Here is a 16,696-nt window from a genome sequence, read left to right as displayed (position 1 = left end):
GACATCCGCCCAAGACCAAGACCCCAGGGCCTTCGAAAGAGGCGCCGACAAGGAAGGGGCCGACCCGAAGGGCCGGCCCCGTCACCAGTTTACAGTTCTTTTCACGGCGCCGAAGGCACCGGGCCGGCGCGGTCATTGCTGACCGGCAGCCCGCTCGGTCTGGTCGAAGAAGCTGAAGAATTCGCTGTCCGGCGACAGCACCATGAAGGTGCTCTGGCTGTCCAGCGCTTCGCTGTAGGCCTGCATGGAGCGGTAGAAATTGAAGAACTCCGGATCCTGGCCGTAGGCATTGTTCAGGATTTCGGTCCGCAGGCCCTCACCCTGACCGCGCAGGATTTCCGATTCCCGCTTGGCCTCGGCGGCGATGACCGTGGCCTCACGATCCGCCGCCGACTTGATGCGCTCGGACTGCTCGAAGCCCTGGGCACGGAACTCGGCCGCTTCGCGTTCGCGCTCAGAGCGCATGCGGTCGTAGACTGACTCACGAGTCTCGTCCGGCAGATCGGCCCGGCGGATACGCACGTCCACCAGCGCGATACCGAAACGCCGCGTCTCCCGGTCCACATTCTCACGAATGCTGGCCAGGATGCGAACACGCTCGTCGGAGAGAACCGCCGTCAGGGTCTCGTTACCCAGGACTTGGCGCAGGCGGCCATTGATGATGCCGCCAAGACGTTGACGGGCCACACTCTCAGTCCGCACGGTCTGAAAGAACAGCAGCGGATCGTCGATCTTATAGCGCGCGAAGACATCCACGATCAGGCGCTTCTGATCCGACAGCAGGATGTTCTCTTCCGGCGGATCGAGATTCAGAACCCGCTTCTCATAATACTGCACGTTCTGAAGCAGAGGCACTTTCCACGAAAGACCCGGTTCGGAAATCACCCGCTTGGGCTCACCGAACTGCATGACGATCGCCTGCTGGCGTTCGTCGACGGTGAACAGAGAGCCATAGGCGACAAGGCCGAGCACAAAGATGGCGACGATAATGGCCGGTTTCACGAAATTTCCCATGATCGCTCTCCTCAGCTGCCGCTGCCGGTCACACCGACACGGCCACGCAGTTCATTCAGGGGCAGGTAGGGAATGGCGCCGGAGCCCTGGGACCCGCTGTCCATGATCACCTTGTCGGTGTCGCTCAACACGCCCTGAAGGGTTTCCAGATACATCCGCCGGCGCGTGACGTCCGGGTTCTGCTGATAGGCGCGGAAAACCGAGAGGAAACGCTCGGCCTCACCTTCGGCCTCGTTCTCAAGCCGCTCCTTGTAGGCTTCGGCGCCCTGAACCACGCGCTGCGCGTCACCGCGGGCACGCGGCAGGATGTCGTTGCGGTATCTGTCGGCCTCGTTGCGCAGACGGTCACGGTCCTGCTGGGCGCGCAACACATCGTTGAAGGCATCGATGACCGCTTCGGGCGGCTGCACGTCCTGCAGCACCAGTTCGGTGATCTCGATCCCGGCCTCGTACTCGTTGAGGGTGGCCTGCAGAAGGCTGCGGGCCTCCGCCTCGACGGTGCCGCGCGCTTCGGTCAGCGCCGGCTGAATGTCGGTACGGCCGATGATCTCGCGCATCGCGGACTCGGCGGCGATCTTCACCGTCGCCTCGGGCTCGCGGATGTTGAAGAGATACTGGCCGGCATCTGCGATCTTCCACTGTACCGAGAAATCGATGTCGATGATGTTCTGATCGCCGGTCAGCATCAGGCTTTCTTTTTCGGTGTCACGGCGTGTGGCGGTGCGCGTATTGCCAGCGGCGCTGAAGCCGACGTCGATCTGCTGCACGGAGGTCACGCTGGGCGTTTCAACCGATTCAATGGGCCAGGGAAGATGCCAGTTCAGGCCCGGCTCGGTGGTCGCGATCCATTGGCCGAAGCGCATCACCACGCCCTGCTCATTGGTCTGGACACGGTAAATGCCGGTCAGGCCCCAAATGACGATCAGCAGAAGGCCGATCATCAGATAGGCGGACAGTCCAAGACCGCCGCCGCCGGGGATGAGGTTGCGAACCCGGTCCTGGCCCTTTTTGATGATGTCCTCGATATCGGGCGGGCGCTGTCCGCCGCCGGAGCCACCGCCGCGGCCCCAGGGACCGCCGCCACCGGATCCGCCGGATCCACCACCGCCGCCGCTGCCCCAAGGGCCGCCGCCGCCACCTTTATTTTCCCAAGGCATAACACATCATCCCGTTACCTGAATTCATTGCCCGAATTGGCTATCCCGCCGAAACGACTAAACTGACCCGAAACATACGGATTCGAGGCTGCAATCGCCGCGCGCCGGACTTATATCACGCTTGGGCCATTGTACTAGACGAGTCTGGCAGGAACCGCCTGCCTGAATATCGGCCGGATTGGGGAGTTTTCAAGGATGAGTGGAGTTACCGAGGCAAGCATTTTCGCGGCCTTGAAGGGAATTGTGGAGCCGAAAAGCCAACAGGACGTCGTAACCCTAGGCATGATTTCCGGTTTGATCGTCAAAGACGGCAATGTCGGATTTGCCATCGAGGTCGATCCCAAGGAGGGCGCGGCGATGGAACCGCTGCGCAAAGCTGCGGAACAGGCGGTTCACGCGCTTGACGGGGTGATCTCGGTCACCGCGGTCCTGACGGCCGAACGGGCCGGCCAGAACGCCGGACAGGGCGGCGGCGGGGCGGCCCCGGCCCCTAATCAGGCGCAAGGCAGTCAGGCGCAGGGACAGGCCGGCGGCCAGCGGGCCATGGTGCCCGGTGTACGGGCCATCGTCGCGGTGGCCAGCGGCAAGGGCGGCGTCGGCAAATCGACCACCACTACCAACCTGGCTCTGGGCCTGGCCCAGCTCGGCCTCAAGGTCGGGGTGCTGGACGCCGACATCTACGGCCCCTCCCAGCCGCGCATGCTGGGCATCAGCGGGCGGCCGACCTCGCCCGACGGCAAAATCCTCAACCCGATGGAAAACTACGGCATCAAATGCATGTCCATGGGTTTCCTGGTGGCCGAAGACACCCCGATGATCTGGCGCGGCCCCATGGTTCAGAGCGCCCTGCAGCAGATGCTGCGCGACGTCGAATGGGGCGAACTGGATATCCTGGTGGTCGACATGCCGCCGGGCACCGGCGACGCCCAGTTGACCATGGCCCAACAGGTGCCTTTGACCGGCGCGGTGATCGTCTCGACACCGCAGGACATTGCCCTGCTGGATGCCCGCAAGGGGCTCAACATGTTCCGCAAGGTGGATGTGCCGGTGCTGGGCATCGTCGAGAACATGAGCATGTTCGTCTGCCCCAACTGCGGCCACGAATCCCATATCTTCAGTCATGGCGGCGCCAAGCGGGAGGCGGATAAGCTGGGCATGGAGTTCCTCGGGGAAGTGCCGCTCGACATCGAGATCCGCGAAACCTCCGACGAGGGCCGGCCGATCGTCGTGTCCAATCCCGATGCGCCCCACGCCAAGGCCTACAGCGCGATTGCCCAGAGGGTCTGGGACAAGGTTTCGACGCAGATCGATGCCGGGGGCGCGCGTCAGGCGCCCAAGATCGTGATGCAGTAGACCGCCGGCCACCGGTCCCGGCCTACGACCTCCCGGAAGACTCGCAGAAAAGTGAGGGGGCGTTGAATTGTGCGGGCTGAAGGGCGCCACCATTCTCTCAGCCAGACCCGATTTGGGAAGAATGGAACTGCGCCAAGTTTCGGCGCCCTGAGAAGGGAACGACCATGATGCAAAAGGCTTTGTCCCGCCGGCAGTTTGCCGGCCTGGTTATGACAGGGGGCCTGACGGCCGCAGCCCTGATTGCCGCTCGCCCGGCATTGGCTATCGATCCGGTCTTCACCAAGCGCGGCCTGGCGATCCGGGGATACGATCCGGTGGCCTACTTCACCGACGGCAAACCGGTTGAAGGAAAGGCCCAGTTCACCACCGAATACGAGGGGGCAGTCTGGCGCTTCGCCTCCGCGGCCAATCGTGATGCCTTTGCCGCCGATCCGCTGCGCTATGCGCCGCAATACGGCGGCTACTGCGCCTGGGCAGTTTCCGAGGGCTATACCGCTTCCATCGATCCGGACGCCTGGAAGATCGTCGACGACAAACTCTACCTGAATTACTCCAAGTCGGTTCAGCGCCGCTGGGAACGCGACATTCCCGGCCGTATCGCCAAGGCCGACACCAACTGGCCGCAAATCAAAGCCGGCGGGTAACCGACAGGGCTTCATCGCAAATCGGGGGGGCCGTTGCGAACGGTCCCCCCCCGAATCTCTCAACCTCTCGCGGTCGGTTTCCTGCGGGGTGACGGCGGCACAGTCCGCGTCGGCCCGGCCCACCCCATCCGGCGCGGTTCAGCCGCCGAACATGCGTTTTAGATTTTCGAAACCGGCCTCGTAGATCTGGCTGATCTGTTCGATCGCGACATTCTCGGTCGCGCCCGAGGCGTCGAACTCGCTGGACCAGGCGACAGTGCAGCCACCGCTGTCTGATTCGCGCACCCGCAGGGTCGCGGTGTAGTTGGCCACCGGCAGCGGGCTGGAGACGATGGAATAGGTATAGAGCCGCTCTCTCTCGTCGATCTGTTCCAGTTTCTCTTCGATCGTGCCGCCGCCCATCAATGAAAGCGTGCGCAGGGTGGTGCCGCCGTCCTTCTTGCTTTCGCTTTTCTGCACGGCCGGATGCCAGTCCGGCAGTCCGTTGAAGTTGCCGATCACCGACCAGACCGCCTGGGCCGGAACCGGAAGTTCCGTGGTAGAGCTCACCTTTGGCATGATCGCAGCGCCTCCCCTGTTGGGTTTCATCGATCCGACAGTCTAGAGCATGTTCACGTCAAATGAAGTCAATTCCGCAGCCGTTCCGGCCTCAAGGCCCGCCTTCACCTTTTGTTAAATCGGCCCTGCCACGCTGCGCTTTTCCCCGTTTCGCGCCGGCCTGGAAGGATTTCATGCGTTATGTGAAGCCGCCGCTCGCCTTGCTGCGCGGCCTGATCGACCGGAACACCCAATCCGCAGACATCGCTCTGGATGTCTACTGCGCGCCGAACCCGTTTCTGCGCGAGTTCTTCTGGGCAAGGTTGTGGATGCTGACGCTGCTGATGCGCCGCCTCGCGCGCCGGGATGGACGCTGCCTCGACTTCGGCGGCGGCAGCGGCATCTTCATGCCGTCGCTGTCCAGCGGCTTCCAGCGTGTCGATCTGATCGACCTGAACACCAGCCAGGCCGAACAGATGCGCGAACGCTATCAGCTCGACAACGTTCAGATCACCAATGCCAACATCAAGGACTTCGACTTCGGTCCGGGCGCCTTCAACGCCATCGTCGCCGCGGATGTCCTGGAACATTTCGAGGATCTGAGCTTCCCGGTCGAGCGGATCAGGCACTGGCTCGACGCGGAGGGAACGCTGTTCACCTCGCTACCGTCGGAAAATCTCGCCTACCGCCTGCTGCGCGTGGTGTTCGGCAAGAAGAAGCCGCACGACCATTATCACGCCGCCTGGCAGGTCGAGAAATTCCTCGGCGAACATGGCTTCCGCAAGGTCTTCGGGCTCTATCACCCGCTGTTCCTGCCGCTCTTTCCACTGTTTCGGATTTCCGCCTGGCGCAAGGCCTGAGCGGCCGGTCGCCCGGCCTTTTCGTCAGCCTGCGCTAGATCGGATCTGCTCTAGCGGTCCGTTCAAGAACAACGATGCTGTAGTCCGGTTGACCCTCGCCGCCGGAAACCGGTGGATCGCGCCTGACCTCCCGCCACTCCCGGGGATCGGGGTCGGGAAAGAAGGTGTCGCCCTCCGGCGCGGCATGAACCTCTGTGATGTAGAGACGCTGCGCCAGCGGCAGAGCCAGGGCATAGATTTGGCCGCCGCCGATGACCATGATTTCGCGTAGCGCTCCCTCCTCCGGCCCCTCCTCCGGCCCCTCCTCCGGCAGGCTCGCGGCCAGCGCCCGCGCCCGGGCCAGAGCAGCCTCCAGATCCGCAAAGACCTCCGCCCCCTCGGCACGAAATTCCGGGTCGCGGGTGATCACCAGGTTGGGCCGGCCCGGCAGGGCCTTGCCGATGGATTGAAAGGTCTTGCGTCCCATGACGACGGGCTTGCCGAGGGTCTGGGCCTTGAAGAACTTGAGGTCGCCGGAGAGATGCCAGGGCAGACCGCCCGCACGGCCGATCACTCCGTTCTCGCCGCGCGCCAGGATCAGCGCCAAGGGCAGCGCGTTCGGAACTTCTGCCTGAATCACACCGCAACCGGTGCCGAGATGTGGGGATGGGCTTCGTAGTTCAACAGCTCGAAGTCCTCGAAGCGGAAGGCGAAAAGATCACGCACCGCGGGATTGATCCGGATCGTGGGCAGCGCAAGGGGCGTCCGCTGGAGCTGCAGGTCCGCCTGCTGCTGATGGTTCACATAGAGGTGCGCATCGCCCAGGGTGTGAACGAAGTCGCCGGGCTCGAGACCGCTGGCCTGGGCCATCATCATCGTCAGCAACGCATAGGAAGCGATGTTGAAGGGCACCCCCAAAAAGATATCGGCGCTGCGCTGGTAGAGCTGGCAGGAAAGCCGGCCTTCGGCCACATAGAACTGGAACAGGCAGTGGCAGGGCGGCAGGGCCATGCGCTCAATCTCCGCCACGTTCCAGGCCGACACCACGAGCCGCCGGGAATTGGGATTGCGTTTCAGTTGATCGAGGATCTGGCTGATCTGATCGATATGGCGACCGTCCGGTGCCGGCCAGGAGCGCCATTGGGCCCCGTAGACCGGCCCCAGGTCGCCGTTCTCGTCGGCCCACTCATCCCAGATCCGCACGCCATTGGCCTTCAGATAGGCGATGTTGGTGTCGCCCTGAAGAAACCAGAGAAGTTCGTGGATGATCGACTTCAGGTGCAGCTTCTTGGTGGTCAGCATGGGAAATCCGGCGCCGAGATCGAAGCGCATCTGGTGACCGAAGATGCTCTGGGTGCCGGTTCCCGTCCGGTCGCCTTTATAACTGCCCTGCTCTCGCACCAGGCGCAGAAGATCGAGGTATTGCTTCACTGTGGGCCTATTCGTCTTGGTTCCGGGCTTCAGGTTCGACGCCGCCGACGCCGGCCCGTCCGCCGGCATCTTGCCGGTCCCGGACGGGTCTTGTGGCGCAGACCGAGTCGCCGGCCGCAATTCTAACCGCTTTGCCCGGCACGGGGCAGCCCTAAGCCGCATCCAAAAAGGTTAATCATCAGGCGGCAAGGAGGCCGGGAGCCACCGCAGGAGACCTTTCAACGGAACCGGAAAAGGCTTATATTGACTATGCCGGTTTACCGGCTATGGCGCTAAACAGGCTTGTGGAATAAGCGCTACGGACCCGGGGGCAGTACCCGGCGCCTCCACCATTTCCTCTCAGATCACCGGACGGATGGGTGCTCGAACAGGGGGCTATGGGGGCGAAATAGGATCGACGTGCGTGGTAAAGATGAGTTTGGTTCCCGGCATGGTACCGCCGTTATCGGGCCATACTTTAGTTGCGAACGACAACTACAGTGAGGCACGCCTCGCCGCTTAATGCGGTCGGGTTAGCCAAATTAAGCCCTAGGCTCTCACAAGCCTAGGCGGGGTTCGGGGCGCACCTGGCAACAGAAGCGCCCCACCGGGGCGCAGACGGCAACAGAAGCGCCCCACCGGGGGGTTAAAGACAGGAAGATCGGGTCCCCCAACCCGCAGCGCTCTCCGCGGTCATGGCGGCGGCGGAGCGCGGACAATAAAATAAGGTGACGCGGGACCGCATACAGGGTGCGCAGGAGCGTGGTGGAGGTTATGGGCAAAGAGGAATTGCGATACGATCGCATGGTTGAAGACGCTCTGCGCAGTGTGGTGCGCAGGGCCTTGGTGTATGCCTCTGAACAGGGATTGCCCGGCAACCATCATTTCTACATCACCTTTCGCACCGAGCATCCGGGGGTCGAGATCCCCGCATCGCTGAAAGAGCGCTATCCCGGCGAGATGACGATCGTTCTGCAGCACCAGTTTTGGGGTTTGGAGATCTCCGACAGCGAGTTTGCCGTTACCCTCAGCTTCGCCGATGTGCCGCATCGGCTTGTGGTTCCTTTCCCGTCCGTCACCGCTTTCGCCGATCCTTCAGTGCGCTTCGGACTGCAGTTCGACGTCGAATCGCCGGAGGGCACAAAATCGGAAGACGATAGTGCAGCGGCATCGGATGCCCCCAGACCGGGGCTCGCCGAAGTCGGCAAGCCGCCGTCGGGAACCGGGGACGATGAGACGCAGGAGGCGTCTGAAGAAGGCGGCAAGTCACCAGGGAAAGATGGTGCGGAGGAAAGCGGCGCGGGCGAAAGCGCCGAGAAGGTCGTTACCCTGGATGCTTTCCGGAAAAAGTAGAACGGCCTAAAGATCCGGCCTCAGCCGGATCGCGGCGGTGCGATTATCGAAAACATGTCCGATCAGCGCGAGCGGCGTCTGCCCATGCTCGCAGGGTCCCAGCGTTGAAGCTTTTTCTCCGAGGGTTTGGCGCCGATCTTGTTGGCAACCGAGGGGCGGCGCATCAGGCCGACGAATTCCTCGAAGCGCCGCTTCAGCTCGCGGCGTTCCTCCGGGCTCATCTCGTCCTCAGGAATCTGGCTGAGGTCGCGGTGGCGAATATCTTCCATGGCCTGCTCCTTTGGGTGCGGTCCCGGTCGCCGTCCGCCCCCGCGCGGCTTGGCGCAGAAAACAGCAGGGCGCCTGGACTTTCAGGCAGACCTATCATCGCGGGGCTTGGTTAAAGGAGTGTTAGTATCCGGACTTATGGCCAATAGCGGCCCATGACCGGCAACCGACGGCCGCCGCCGAAGACCGAATGGTGATGGCCCACCTGCCGCTACCACTCTTCTTTGAAATCCTGCTTATTTTGAAAGGTCTTGGGCCAGCATGAGGGCATTGCCGTCCGGATCATAGAATGTCGCGGTGCTGACCATTCCCTCGATGATTTCAGTCTCTCCATCGAACTTCACATCGACCTTTTCCAAGGCTGCGCGCGCCGCCGCGATGTCCGCCACGCCGAACACGGGAACGGTGTTGCCGGGTGCGGGCTCCGATTGTTCGCCCAACCCCAGGGTGACGCCCTCGGTCTTGGTCCGCATCTCGCTCCACCCGGCTTCGTCGATATGGGCGAGCAGTTGGAAACCGAGATTTCTTTCGTACCAATCCGCACTTGCGTGCCTGTCGCGAACCGAAAGAGCCAAAGTGATTGTGTTGTCCAAAGAAACGACCGGCATGATGCTTCCCAATGTATCAAAAGTATAGTAAATATACTTTATGGATATAACGCTCCTTGTCAACCTCACATCCAAAGCCTGGTCATTGAAAATCCTTGCCCTTTTGCATTCCGGCGTCGCGGGCCGGCAGGCCCCTTTGCTGGCGGCCACCAAAGCGAGCCGTACCGCGTTTGCATCGAGCCTGAATCATCTGGTCCAGCTTGGGTTGCTCGAAAGAAACCCGGGTCACGGCCATCCCTTGCGGCCGGAATTCCGCTTGACCCCCACAGGCGTGGTGGCTGCGGCGACGGCAAGCAGGATTGTCGAGACTGTGCCCGATGACGACGGCTTCGCCATCATCAGGCGGAGTTGGGCCGTGCCCATTCTGGCGGTGACGGAGTCGCCGAAGCGCTTTTCGATCATCAAATCCGGACTGGGAACGATCACGGATCGGGCCCTGTCCAAATCACTATGCGTTCTGGAGGAACGGGAATGGCTCAAACGTGAGATAGATGTTTCCCGGCGCTCCCCCTTTCCGACATATCATGCCGTAAATGCAGGTATGAAAATCAACCAGGCGATTGGCCTGAGCATCTAGGCGGCAAGGCGGTCAAAAGGGGTTTACCGGATCCGGGACCTGCCGCCGCCCTCTCTGCATGACCAGATGTTGTTGAACCGAAAATGAGGCGTTTGATGTGCCTGACTTATCCAGTGATTTAAGACCCGTTTTCCTGTTCGACGGCCCGGAAGACGCGCCCCTCACCCTGGCCTTGGCCCATGGCGCCGGAGCACCGATGGACACACCCTTCATGGACGCCTTTGCCGAAGGACTGGCCGAACGGGGCTGGCGCGTCGTTCGCTTCGAATTTCCCTACATGGCCAAACGCCGCGACGACGGCAAACGGCGGCCGCCGGACCGGGCGCCGGTCCTGCTCGAAAGCTGGCGCAGCGTCATCGAAACCCTGGGTGCCGAGAGGCTGGTGATCGGCGGCAAGTCGATGGGCGGGCGCATGGCCAGCCTGATCGCCGCCGAAAACGCGGCCAAGACAGCGGTCCGCGGCTTGGTTTGCCTGGGCTACCCCTTCCACCCCGCCGGAAAGCCGGAGCGTCTGCGCACCGAACACCTGGCGGACCTGCGCACCCCCGCCCTCATCCTGCAGGGCACCCGCGACAGCCTGGGCAATCAGGCGGAGGTTGCCGGCTATTCCCTTTCCGACAGCATCCGCCTGCATTGGGCCGAAGACGGCGATCATGACCTGAAACCCCGCAAGGCCAGCGGCCGCAGCCGGGATCAGAACTGGCAGGAAGCCATCACCGCCCTGGACGGCTTCCTGCGCAGCCTCGCTTAGGCCCTTTTCGGCCGGCGCCGGGAACCACAAGAGCGCGTTAACGCGCTACGCCACCACAGAGGCGTTGGACTGCGGCGGCAGGTGCACCAGCTCAAACTTCATGCCGTCGGGATCGGCGAAGAACAGGGCGTAGTAGCCCGGCTCATAGTCGTACTCGGCCGGCGGATCGAGGATTTCGATCCCCGCCTCGCGCAGATAGGTATGGCAGCGGTCAACGCTCGCCCGGCTGTCCGCGTTAAAGGCGAAGTGGTGAAAACCCGGTGCATAGCGTTCCGGCCTTCGCCCGGCATGCTGCGGCTTGGCTTGCCACAGGTTGACCGCGCAGCCGCTGGCCGAGAGCCAGACCGACATCTCCGCTTCCTCCACGGTCGGCTCATAGCCGAGGAACCGCAGCAGCGGGCCATAGAAGCGCGCGGTGGATTCCGCCAGATCGCTGACCGTGATGGCGACATGGTTCATGGTGCCCAGCAGGGGCATATCGCTTGTCATATCGCTCACCCCAGGGCCGGCTCGATCAGCGCCAGGCGGGCCATCTGGCGCAGGCTGCCGCGCTCTTCCTGACCGGGCTTCTTATACTGATCGGCGTAGTCTGCCGTCGGTTCGGTCATGGCGTAGAAGTCCAGGACGATGCCGTTGGGGTCCTGGATCGCAAAGTGGCGCTGGCCCCAGGGTTCGTCGCGCAGGCTGACCTCGATCTCGAAACCGCGGCGCAGCAGATCATCGTGAACCCTGTCGACCTCGTCGACTTCCAGGCCGAGGAACAGGCCCCTGCCGGAAAAGCGAGTTTGGAACAGCGGGTGTTGGTCGGCCTGACCGGGCCGCATAAAGGCCAACTGCAGGGTCGGATTACCGGGCCAGACCAGATGGAAATACCATTCCCCTTCAAAGGCATAGGTAAACTGCAGGGCGCGATAGAAGGTCTTTGTCTCGGCGAAGCGGTCGGTGGTGACGATGGGATGCAGGCTGCTCATCCGCATGGCGGCGGGTCTCCTTGACTTGGGGGATTCGACGTGGGGGCTTCGGAAATCAGGGCGTCAGAACCGGGGATGTTTTCGGGTTTTGTTCTCTGGCCGGAGGTGTAGCAAATCCCTCCTGACAACATGCTGTCAGCATGCTTTTGTTATCTTGCCTGTCAGGAGGAGACAGCATGCGCCGAGCAGATCGATTGTTTCAGATCGTCCAGGAGCTTCGCCGCCACAAACTGGTGACGGCGCGGCGCCTGGCGGAAGCCCTGGAGGTTTCGGAAAGGACCATTTACCGAGACATCCGGGACCTCGCAGCCAGCGGCGTCCCGATCGAGGGCGAAGCGGGGGTGGGATATGTCCTGCAGCGCGGGTTCGATCTGCCGCCGCTGATGTTCACCGAGGAGGAGATCGAGGCCCTGGTACTGGGGGCCCGGATCATCGAGTCCTGGGCCGACCCGGCGCTCGCCAAGGCGGCCACCAATGTCGTCGCCAAGGTCGAGGCCGTTCTCCCGGAGGGGCTGCGCGAACAGGTCGAACGCACTCCCCTCGCCGCCCCGGCGGATCACATGACGGTGCCGCTAAGTGTCGATGCCGCCGCCATTCGCGCGGCTCTGCGCAACCGCCGCAAGCTGCACTTCTACTATTGCAATGCCGAAGGGCGGGCCAGCGAGCGCGCGGTCCGTCCGCTGGCGCTGGCCTTTTACGGTCCCGTCTGGCTGCTCATCGCCTGGTGCGAACTGCGCATCGATTTCCGTGCCTTCCGCCTCGACCGCATGCGCGACATGACGGTTCTGGAGGACCGCTTTGCCGAGGAACGCGGCAAGACGCTGCACGACTTCGTCGCCGCCGACCGGGCGCGGCAGAGGGAACGGCGCAGCCGGGCGGACGCCTGAGGCGAGGCGCCGGGGCCTCGGGTGCATTGCGGCACAACGCGCATAGGCAGAATTTCATCCGCAACACGGCGGAACAAAGAAAGAGCGGCAAGACCATTTAGGTCTTGCCGCCCCCGCTTGGAAAAGTCGTTCTCAGGTGTGGCAGCCAAGAACAACAGTCCAGCCTGAATCAGCTAAAGGCAGGTGTGCCGATCAGGCTGATTTCACATTCATGGTGGCGAGGAACTCTGCGACATGGCCTTCCAGCTTCTCAGCCTGAGAGGAGAGTTCCCCAGCCGCCTGCAACACATCCTTGGACATCCGTCCGGTTTCGCCGGAAGCCTGGGAAACGCTGGAGATGTTCTGGTTGACTTCCTGGGTTGCGGCGCCCTGTTCTTCGACCGCCGAGGCAATGGCCGTCGTCACGCTGCTGATCTCCTCGATGGTCTTGGTGATCGTGGAGATCCCGGAGACCGCAGAGCCGGTAGCGCCCTGAACCTCGCCGATCTGCTGAGCGATCTGTTCAGTGGCCTTCGCCGTCTGATTGGCCAGGGCCTTCACTTCACTGGCGACCACCGCGAAGCCTTTGCCCGCTTCACCGGCACGGGCCGCCTCGATCGTCGCATTGAGGGCCAGCAGGTTGGTCTGCTCGGCAATGTCCTGGATCATGCTGACGACCTCGCCGATGCTGTCGGCCGAAGAGGCCAGGCTGTTGATCATACCGGTCGCTTCCTGCGCCGCCTCAACCGCAGAACTGGCGATCTCGGTCGAATGCGTGATCTGACGGGAAATCTCGGAGATCGAAGCGTTGAGCTGCTCCGAGGCAGAGGCCACGGTTGCCGCCCGCTGGTTGGTCTCTTCAGCCGTGTTGGTCAGTGAATCGGCGGAGCTCTGCATTTCGGTCGAAGCAGCGGACACGGCCGTGACGACCGAAGACACGTTTTCCGCCAAATTCATGTTCTGGGTAATGATGCTCCAGGTCAGCATCGGCGCCAGATAGTTGCCGTCGGCATCGTTCAAGGCGGTCACCTCGAGCGAGAGCTTCTCATCACCCAAGCCGATATTGGATTGGAAGGGAAGACGGCTCGAGTCCGCAAGCAGGGCGCGCTGATGCGCCGGATTCTTGTGGAACACGTCGATGCAGGTGCCCTTCATGTCTTCCGGTGCGACCGGCAGCAGGTGCCTCAAAGGCTTCAGCGTCTCGATGCTGGTCTTGTTCGCATAGGTGATTTCCAGCGTGTCCTTGTCGGCCAGCATGACGTTGACCGGCATTTTGTCGAGCATGCTGAGGAGCTGTTCGGTCTCCTGTTCCTTCTTCACCTGGGCGGTAACCACGCTCCAGGTCAACATCGGGCCGATGTATGTGCCCTTGTCGTCGAAGAGTGCCGTCACGAGAAGATCCAGCCACTCCCCACCGATCGTGATCTTGGTGGCGTAGGGCAGGTTCTTCGGATCGGACAGCAGCTTGCGCTGATGTGCCGGATTCTTGTGAAAGATGTCGATCGATTGCCCGACAATCTCCTCAGCCGGCAACGGCAGAGCGTGCTGAATGCCCTTCAGCGCCTCGATCGAGGAGCTGTTGGCATAAGTGACCGCGAAGTTATCAAGGTCGCAGAGCAACACGCAGACCGGCATGTTATCGACCATCTGCTTGTGGACATCGCCACTAAGGGGACGGCCGCCAGCCTTTTCCTTCAGCCATTTCATTGTCATGAAGCACCCATTGTTCTGATATTTCCAAGCGGTTTCGATGAAATAAACAATGCAATTATTTCTAATTCATAAATGTATCCGGAAAACTATGAACATTACGGATGGTTGAAATAGATTGGGTAGGATTAACTTCAGCTGGAAGCAACCGACAGTCAGCCGCTATCCCTGGGACAAAAGGCGCCGACAGGGACTCAGCCGGCCCGCGCAACCACCAGCGCCGCCGCACTGTCACCACCATTCCGGGTAGTGGCTTTTCCAGCAGCTCCCCCTGCCAAGATCTTGGCGGGAGAGGATCATCCGCCTAAACTCGCGCCGTCCACTGCGGCCGATGCCGCAGTCGCCCGCCGCTACCACAGGAACCTCCGCCATGACCGAGACCCGCACCGAAACCGACTCCATGGGCGAAATCGCCGTGCCCGCCGACCGTTACTGGGGCGCACAGACGCAGCGATCGCTGACCAACTTCAAGATCGGCGGGGAGAAGATGCCGCCGGCCCTGGTGCAGGCGCTGGGCATTCAAAAACTGGCGGCAGCCCGCACCAACCAGGCCCTGGGCGCGCTCGACGGCAAACTGGCCGAGGCGATCTGCCAGGCGGCGCAGGAGGTTGCCAACGGCAAGCTGATGGAGCACTTCCCGCTGGTGGTCTGGCAGACCGGCTCCGGCACCCAATCCAACATGAACGCCAACGAGGTGATCGCCGGCCGCGCCAATGAAATCCTCACCGGGAACAAAGGCGGCAAGGAGCCGGTCCACCCGAACGACCACTGCAACATGGGCCAGTCGTCCAACGACACCTTCCCGACGGTGATGCACATCGCCGCCGTGCAGAAAATCGTCGGCGAGACGATCCCCTCCCTGGGCCGCCTCCATGCCGCCCTCGACGCCAAGGCCAAGGCCTTCGACAAGATCATCAAGATCGGCCGCACCCATCTGATGGACGCCACGCCGCTGACCCTGGGCCAGGAGTTCTCCGGCTACGCCACTCAGGTCGCCTATGGCATCAAGCGCCTGGAAGGCTCCATCGAACGCCTGATGCAACTTGCCCAGGGCGGTACCGCCGTCGGCACCGGCCTGAATGCCATGGAAGGTTTCGCCGAGGCCTTTGCCGCCGAGGTCGCCAAGATCACTCAGTTGCCCTTCGCCACAGCGGAGAACAAGTTCGAGGCGCTCGCCGCCCACGACGCGGTGGTCGAGGCCTCGGGCGCGCTCAACACCATCGCCTGCTCGCTGATGAAGATCGCCAACGATATCCGCCTGCTTGGCTCCGGCCCGCGCTGCGGCCTCGGTGAACTGCGTCTGCCGGCCAACGAACCCGGCTCCTCGATCATGCCCGGCAAGGTGAACCCGACCCAGGCCGAGGCCATGACCATGGTCTGCGCCCAGGTGATGGGCAACCACACCACCTGCAGCGTTGCAGGCTCCAACGGCCATTTCGAGCTGAATGTGTTCAAGCCGGTGCTGATCTATTCCCTGCTGCAGTCGGCCCAGTTGATCGGCGACGCCTGCGACAGCTTCCGCAGCAACTGCATCGAGGGCATCGAGGCCGACGAGGAGCGCATCTCGACACTGATGCAGCAGTCCCTGATGCTGGTCACCGCCCTCAACCCGCACATCGGCTACGACAACGCGGCCAAGGTGGCGAAGAAGGCCTATGCCGAGAATTCCACACTCAAGGAATCCGCAATCGCCCTGGGCCTGCTGAGCGCCGAGGACTTCGATGCCTGGGTTAAGCCGGACAATATGCTGGGGCCCCGGGCCAAGAGTTAAAGGGCGCAAAGAGTTAAGGAACCTCAGAAGCTGACAAGCTGATCCCATGCCGGAACCGGCGGCAAAGCTTCGCAAACACTCGGTAAAGCTCTCCGGGCACAGCACCTCTCTGTCGCTCGAGGGGGTGTACTGGGATGCCCTGAAAGAGGTGGCCGGCGAGATGGACCTGTCGATGAACGGCCTGATCGAGCGGATCGACAAGGAGCGCAGCGGCAATTTGTCCTCTGCCGTTCGGGTCTTTCTTTTCCAATACTATCGCCAACAGGCTGCACAAGGCGGGGCTGCGCGGCTTCCCGCGACACCACCCGCCGGAGCCGAACCGTAACCATAGAGCCAGGGGGTCTGGGGTGATGGCGGTCGAGAAGACGGAGCTACCGAAAGACAGCCGGCTGCACGGCTTCTTCAAAAAGGGCGACTTTCTGGACTGTTATTCCGTGCAGCTTGGCCGTGAAAACCTGCCGATCGAAGAAGTCGCCCAGCACATCTTCATTGGCCTGCCCGCCTGGATCGACACCTTGCTGTTCCTGCGTGATGCCGCGGTCGGCCCCTTCGGATTGAAAAAGACCGCGGACCTGCCCCGGGATACCGCGATGCGCGAGAAGGTGAAGGCCGGAGAGGCAATAAACTTCTTCCCCGTGCAGAGTGTTGCAGAGAACGAAATCATTCTCGGCGAAGACGACCGGCATCTGGATTTCAAGATTGCGGTTTACCGCGATCGCGAGAAACCCGGGCGGATCTCCCTCGCCACTCTGGTCCACACCCACAACTGCCTCGGCAGAACCTACCTCCGCCTCATCTCGTCTTTCCATGTCCTGATCGTCAGCGCGCGGCTCGCGGCCCTGGCACGAAAACTCGCTTGAGAAACGGT

General features: G+C 62.3%; 20 protein-coding genes and 1 other RNA gene. 11 read left to right on the top strand and 10 right to left on the bottom strand.

Annotated elements, in window-relative coordinates; genetic code table 11:
• Positions 1-132: 132 nt before the first annotated feature.
• Both hflC and hflK read right to left on the bottom strand, forming a co-directional pair.
• Entirely contained in the window at positions 133-1,014 is an 882-nt protein-coding gene (hflC, locus tag ACP146_RS03810; protein ID WP_422365441.1) for a protease modulator HflC, read from the bottom strand.
• 11 nt (positions 1,015-1,025) lie between these two features.
• A complete protein-coding gene (gene hflK, locus ACP146_RS03805; RefSeq protein ID WP_422365440.1) occupies positions 1,026-2,171 on the bottom strand; it encodes an FtsH protease activity modulator HflK in 1,146 nt (381 codons plus the stop codon).
• A gap of 195 nt (positions 2,172-2,366) precedes the next feature.
• On the opposite strand from hflK, the gene apbC reads away from it, so the two are divergent.
• Positions 2,367-3,524 (top strand): iron-sulfur cluster carrier protein ApbC, encoded by a 1,158-nt coding sequence (apbC, locus tag ACP146_RS03800; RefSeq protein WP_422365439.1) that lies wholly within the window; start codon positions 2,367-2,369, stop codon positions 3,522-3,524.
• A gap of 167 nt (positions 3,525-3,691) precedes the next feature.
• Positions 3,692-4,168, top strand: a complete 477-nt coding sequence (locus ACP146_RS03795) for a YHS domain-containing (seleno)protein (protein ID WP_422369615.1) — start codon at positions 3,692-3,694, stop codon at positions 4,166-4,168.
• A gap of 138 nt (positions 4,169-4,306) precedes the next feature.
• Here ACP146_RS03795 and ACP146_RS03790 read toward each other — a convergent pair whose 3' ends face one another.
• On the bottom strand, positions 4,307-4,726 hold the full coding sequence (locus ACP146_RS03790; RefSeq protein WP_422365438.1) for an SRPBCC family protein: 420 nt from the start codon (positions 4,724-4,726) through the stop codon (positions 4,307-4,309).
• A 173-nt stretch (positions 4,727-4,899) separates the two neighbouring features.
• Here ACP146_RS03790 and ACP146_RS03785 point away from each other — a divergent pair, with 173 nt between their 5' ends.
• Positions 4,900-5,565, top strand: coding sequence for a class I SAM-dependent methyltransferase (locus ACP146_RS03785; RefSeq protein ID WP_422365437.1), 666 nt, complete (start codon positions 4,900-4,902; stop codon positions 5,563-5,565).
• A 34-nt stretch (positions 5,566-5,599) separates the two neighbouring features.
• Here ACP146_RS03785 and ACP146_RS03780 read toward each other — a convergent pair whose 3' ends face one another.
• Positions 5,600-6,184, bottom strand: a complete 585-nt coding sequence (locus ACP146_RS03780; protein ID WP_422365436.1) for a dihydrofolate reductase — start codon at positions 6,182-6,184, stop codon at positions 5,600-5,602.
• The gene (locus ACP146_RS03775) at positions 6,181-6,975 is read right to left on the bottom strand and encodes a thymidylate synthase (RefSeq protein ID WP_422369614.1); all 795 of its coding nucleotides are present in this window, start codon (positions 6,973-6,975) and stop codon (positions 6,181-6,183) included. The genes ACP146_RS03780 and ACP146_RS03775 overlap by 4 nt, the downstream gene beginning before the upstream one ends.
• A 212-nt stretch (positions 6,976-7,187) precedes the next feature.
• Between ACP146_RS03775 and ssrA the strand changes: the two genes are divergently transcribed.
• Positions 7,188-7,563, top strand: a transfer-messenger RNA (tmRNA) gene (gene ssrA / locus ACP146_RS03770).
• Positions 7,564-7,758: 195 nt separating this feature from the next.
• Entirely contained in the window at positions 7,759-8,307 is a 549-nt protein-coding gene (locus tag ACP146_RS03765; RefSeq protein WP_422365435.1) for an SspB family protein, read from the top strand.
• 62 nt (positions 8,308-8,369) lie between these two features.
• On the opposite strand, the gene ACP146_RS03760 is transcribed toward ACP146_RS03765, so the two are convergent.
• A complete protein-coding gene (locus tag ACP146_RS03760) occupies positions 8,370-8,576 on the bottom strand; it encodes a hypothetical protein (protein ID WP_422365434.1) in 207 nt (68 codons plus the stop codon).
• Positions 8,577-8,810: 234 nt separating this feature from the next.
• Positions 8,811-9,182, bottom strand: a complete 372-nt coding sequence (locus tag ACP146_RS03755) for a VOC family protein (RefSeq protein WP_422365433.1) — start codon at positions 9,180-9,182, stop codon at positions 8,811-8,813.
• 40 nt (positions 9,183-9,222) lie between these two features.
• Between ACP146_RS03755 and ACP146_RS03750 the strand changes: the two genes are divergently transcribed.
• Both ACP146_RS03750 and ACP146_RS03745 read left to right on the top strand, forming a co-directional pair.
• Complete coding sequence (locus ACP146_RS03750) at positions 9,223-9,759, top strand: winged helix-turn-helix transcriptional regulator (RefSeq protein WP_422365432.1); 537 nt, start codon at positions 9,223-9,225, stop codon at positions 9,757-9,759.
• 97 nt (positions 9,760-9,856) lie between these two features.
• Positions 9,857-10,510, top strand: a complete 654-nt coding sequence (locus ACP146_RS03745) for an alpha/beta fold hydrolase (protein WP_422365431.1) — start codon at positions 9,857-9,859, stop codon at positions 10,508-10,510.
• A gap of 45 nt (positions 10,511-10,555) precedes the next feature.
• Here ACP146_RS03745 and ACP146_RS03740 read toward each other — a convergent pair whose 3' ends face one another.
• Both ACP146_RS03740 and ACP146_RS03735 read right to left on the bottom strand, forming a co-directional pair.
• Positions 10,556-10,999, bottom strand: a complete 444-nt coding sequence (locus tag ACP146_RS03740; protein ID WP_422365430.1) for a VOC family protein — start codon at positions 10,997-10,999, stop codon at positions 10,556-10,558.
• Between the two features lie 5 nt (positions 11,000-11,004).
• Positions 11,005-11,487: a VOC family protein gene (locus ACP146_RS03735; RefSeq protein ID WP_422365429.1), complete on the bottom strand. Its 483-nt coding sequence runs from the start codon at positions 11,485-11,487 to the stop codon at positions 11,005-11,007.
• A gap of 170 nt (positions 11,488-11,657) precedes the next feature.
• On the opposite strand from ACP146_RS03735, the gene ACP146_RS03730 reads away from it, so the two are divergent.
• Positions 11,658-12,368 (top strand): helix-turn-helix transcriptional regulator, encoded by a 711-nt coding sequence (locus ACP146_RS03730; RefSeq protein WP_422365428.1) that lies wholly within the window; start codon positions 11,658-11,660, stop codon positions 12,366-12,368.
• A gap of 192 nt (positions 12,369-12,560) precedes the next feature.
• Here the strand turns inward: ACP146_RS03730 and ACP146_RS03725 are convergent, their stop codons facing one another.
• Positions 12,561-14,060, bottom strand: coding sequence for a methyl-accepting chemotaxis protein (locus ACP146_RS03725; protein WP_422365427.1), 1,500 nt, complete (start codon positions 14,058-14,060; stop codon positions 12,561-12,563).
• A gap of 367 nt (positions 14,061-14,427) precedes the next feature.
• On the opposite strand from ACP146_RS03725, the gene fumC reads away from it, so the two are divergent.
• From fumC to ACP146_RS03710, 3 genes are read left to right on the top strand one after another with little or no spacing between them, the layout of a single operon-like run.
• The gene (gene fumC / locus ACP146_RS03720; protein WP_422365426.1) at positions 14,428-15,828 is read left to right on the top strand and encodes a class II fumarate hydratase; all 1,401 of its coding nucleotides are present in this window, start codon (positions 14,428-14,430) and stop codon (positions 15,826-15,828) included.
• A gap of 46 nt (positions 15,829-15,874) precedes the next feature.
• Entirely contained in the window at positions 15,875-16,153 is a 279-nt protein-coding gene (locus ACP146_RS03715; protein WP_422365425.1) for a ribbon-helix-helix domain-containing protein, read from the top strand.
• 25 nt (positions 16,154-16,178) lie between these two features.
• On the top strand, positions 16,179-16,688 hold the full coding sequence (locus ACP146_RS03710) for a DUF2867 domain-containing protein (RefSeq protein ID WP_422365424.1): 510 nt from the start codon (positions 16,179-16,181) through the stop codon (positions 16,686-16,688).
• Positions 16,689-16,696 lie beyond the last annotated feature (8 nt).

This window comes from Pelagibius sp. (assembly GCF_965249265.1).
Classification (GTDB): Bacteria; Pseudomonadota; Alphaproteobacteria; order Kiloniellales; family Kiloniellaceae; genus Pelagibius.
The sequence above is the reverse complement of the archived record's forward strand: the minus strand, read 5'-3'. Positions and strand labels throughout refer to the sequence as shown.